Source organism: Bacillus sp. JJ722 (genome assembly GCF_036963345.1).
GTDB lineage: Bacteria > Bacillota > Bacilli > Bacillales > DSM-1321 > Bacillus_AD.
The window spans coordinates 32364-35280 of sequence record NZ_JBALMO010000142.1 but is presented as its reverse complement, the minus strand read 5'-3'; the positions used below and the strand labels follow the sequence as shown (position 1 = coordinate 35280).

The 2917-nt window shown below is 34.2% G+C and carries 3 protein-coding genes; all 3 read right to left on the bottom strand.

Features of this window, described 5'->3' with window-relative positions; genetic code table 11:
* Positions 1 to 44: 44 nt before the first annotated feature.
* The 3 genes from V7014_RS17215 to V7014_RS17205 all read right to left on the bottom strand — a co-directional run bounded on the left by V7014_RS17215 (position 45) and on the right by V7014_RS17205 (position 2816).
* Complete coding sequence (locus tag V7014_RS17215) at positions 45 to 719, bottom strand: phosphatase PAP2 family protein (protein ID WP_335508664.1); 675 nt, start codon at positions 717 to 719, stop codon at positions 45 to 47.
* A gap of 137 nt (positions 720 to 856) precedes the next feature.
* Positions 857 to 2080 carry an ABC transporter permease gene (locus V7014_RS17210; RefSeq protein ID WP_335508663.1) on the bottom strand — a complete coding sequence of 408 codons (1224 nt, stop codon included), beginning with the start codon at positions 2078 to 2080 and terminating at the stop codon, positions 857 to 859.
* A complete protein-coding gene (locus V7014_RS17205; protein WP_335508662.1) occupies positions 2073 to 2816 on the bottom strand; it encodes an ABC transporter ATP-binding protein in 744 nt (247 codons plus the stop codon). Before V7014_RS17205 ends, V7014_RS17210 begins: the two co-directional genes overlap by 8 nt.
* Positions 2817 to 2917: the final 101 nt, after the last annotated feature.

Below are 2917 nucleotides of genomic sequence, written 5' to 3'. Positions count from 1 at the left end.
ACTTTTCGAACAGCCCCTCTCAATCATTTTATCCACCTTAAACGTTAAGCTGGGTTATTTTTTTTATTTAAAAATGCTTTCAGTACTCTATACAATTTGACCGCAATTATAAAGCATACTAACCCAAGACAATAACCTGCAATAACATCAGAAGGGTAATGAGCACTTAATACAATCCGGCTTATACCAGTCGTTATAATAAGAACAAAAGCAACCGACCATACAAGCACTTTCATTCCTATCGATTGCATAGATTGTGCAACAAAATAGGCAACAAGAAAAAAAGTCACAATCGTTAACATTGCATGTCCACTTGGAAAGCTGTAACCAACCGCATCAATGGATGGATTTATCGATGGTCGATCACGAGCAACTAAATCCTTTATAAAAACGTTTAAACGATCTGTGCTTGCAACTGCAATAGCTACAATCCCTATTCCGATATAATCCCTATTTTTCAACCATAACCAAATCATGAGGGCGATCGTGATCGCTCCAATAATTAGACGTGAACCTAATTCGGTCTCATACTTAAAGAAATAATGGGCACTCCCTTTATTCCATTGTTGAAAATACGCTTGTACAGGTCTTTCCCATGAAAATTCAACTCCGCTATTAATGGTATACATAATGACTAGAAAAGATATAAAAGCAAAAAGAAGTAGAGTTGTAATAACATATGTCATTGGACCAGCCACCTTTTGACGCTGATTATCCATAATGCTTCCTCCTTACAAAATGAACTCATTAATACACTTATATGAACAAAACATCTTACTATTCTACTTTGTCCAAAAGAAATTCCGACTATTTAATAAGAGTCAAGTAAAAAAACCAGACAAATGTCTGGTTCCGTTTAATCCCACTTATCTTGTGCTGCATGAACAACTTTAGTGTAGTATGAGCGCAATAATAAAATTATGACAAAACATACCGCTATAATAGCTCCAAGTGAAGCAACACCATTCGTAATTACACCAACTACTGCAAAAATCATCGATTGTAATACAAGTAATCTAACTAATAAGCTTTGTATTTCTTTATTCTTCACTTCATCTCTAATTGGATATAGATCATGCCATATTAGGTTTTCATGTTGTTTTCGTAACACAATTAATTGAAAGCCTGTAATATATACAAACAATCCTGCTCCAAGAAGTTGCGGTATCAATGAAGTTAATGAGCACAATACTAGTACTCCAATGATTGTTAATCTTACAAACAGTCCTAAATAATCACTACTTCTTATGAAAGTACGCATATATAAATACATATACGTGTTTTCATGTTTGTGCGAAATAGTCGACAATAAAGGGTCTAACCACTTTCTTCGTGAAATTTTTTCTTTTAGCTTCGGTACATCGGTGAACAGATTAGCGAAACGATAAAAAGCTAACATTCTTTTACTTTCTAGACTAATTAATGTTTCCCATTGCAATAATTTATGTTGTGTTGCTCTGTCAAAATACAACATGATTGCCCCCATTAAAAGAAGCACTAAAAGAATATATACATACCCTGCTGTAGAAAGGGTTACATACAAAAGGACAAAGTTAATACTATAACGGACAATACTGTCCCATAAATGAGTTGACTTTTCTTGGTACTTTAATATGCTCCATTTGATGCGTAAATTCATGTATTTCACAACCATAAGTAAAACAAGAATCCAAAAAAAATCGGTAAATTTGCCTTTTTCAACAGCTGCATACAGAGGCATCGCTGCTGCTAAGAACAGTAATAATATATAACTTTGTACAACAAAGCTTAAACGAATACTTTTGTCAAAATACTTCTTTAACTGCTTTTCTATTGGTAATAAGAAAAACATATCTGGCTCTTTTAACAATGTATTGATCGGACTATTGGTTAGCTGGATAGCAATAATCACTGCCAAAATAATAGCTGCAGGAAAAGACTGATCCAACGTCTTCACCCATTCGCTATAATAATAAGCTAACCCACCTAAACCAATGATAAGCACAAATAATAAATGACCGTTAAAAATGTATCGTAAATACTTTTGTAATTCTTGTACAAAGAGAGAAAAACGACTACTCCAAAGCTCATTACTATTCATTGTCTTCTTCTTCCTTTGTCAATTCAATATATAGGTCATCCAATGACGCATTTGGCATTCCAAATTCTCTTCTTAAGTCAGACAATGTTCCTTTTGCACGTATTTGTCCATTATGTAGAATAACAAACGAATCACAATACTTCTCTGCCGTAGCTAAAATATGTGTCGACATTAATATTCCCGCTCCGCTTTTTTTAACAGTATCCATTATATTTAGAAGTGATTGAATGCCTAGAGGATCTAATCCAACAAATGGTTCATCCACAATATATAGTGATGGTTGGACTAGAAAGGCACACATAATCATAACTTTCTGTTTCATCCCTTTTGAAAAATGGGCTGGGAACCACTTTAGACGCTTTTCCATTTTAAATTCTTTCAACAGCTTATCTTTCCTAGCATGAAATTCTGCTTCCGGTAAACCATAAGCCATTGCAGTCAATTGTAAATGTTCTGCTAACGTAAGCTCATCATAAAGTACAGGTGTTTCAGGAACATATGAGAATTGCTTACGATATTCCTCAAGTTCCTTATTTAATGAAAGTCCATTGATTGTAATATTACCTTTCTTTGGTTCCATCGTGCCGATAATATGCTTAATTGTCGTACTCTTACCTGCTCCATTTAAGCCAATCAGGCCGACTAATTCACCTTGTTTAACTTCAAAACTTACATCTTTCAAGACCATATTTTTGGTGTAACCACCAAACAAACCATTTATTTGTAAAAGTGACATAATTCTATTCCTTTCTATTTAATACATAAGGATGTACATTGTTTCGAGTATTTTGTCTAACTCCAGTCCATTCGGAGCTAAGCGGGCGCTTCCGCTTTTCT

What these genes read in the sequence shown, in the direction of transcription:
- V7014_RS17215 (WP_335508664.1), bottom strand. Translation starts at nt 719, where the DNA reads ATGGATAATCAGCGTCAAAAGGTGGCTGGTCCAATGACATATGTTATT.
- V7014_RS17210 (WP_335508663.1), bottom strand. Translation starts at nt 2,080, where the DNA reads ATGAATAGTAATGAGCTTTGGAGTAGTCGTTTTTCTCTCTTTGTACAA.
- V7014_RS17205 (WP_335508662.1), bottom strand. Translation starts at nt 2,816, where the DNA reads ATGTCACTTTTACAAATAAATGGTTTGTTTGGTGGTTACACCAAAAAT.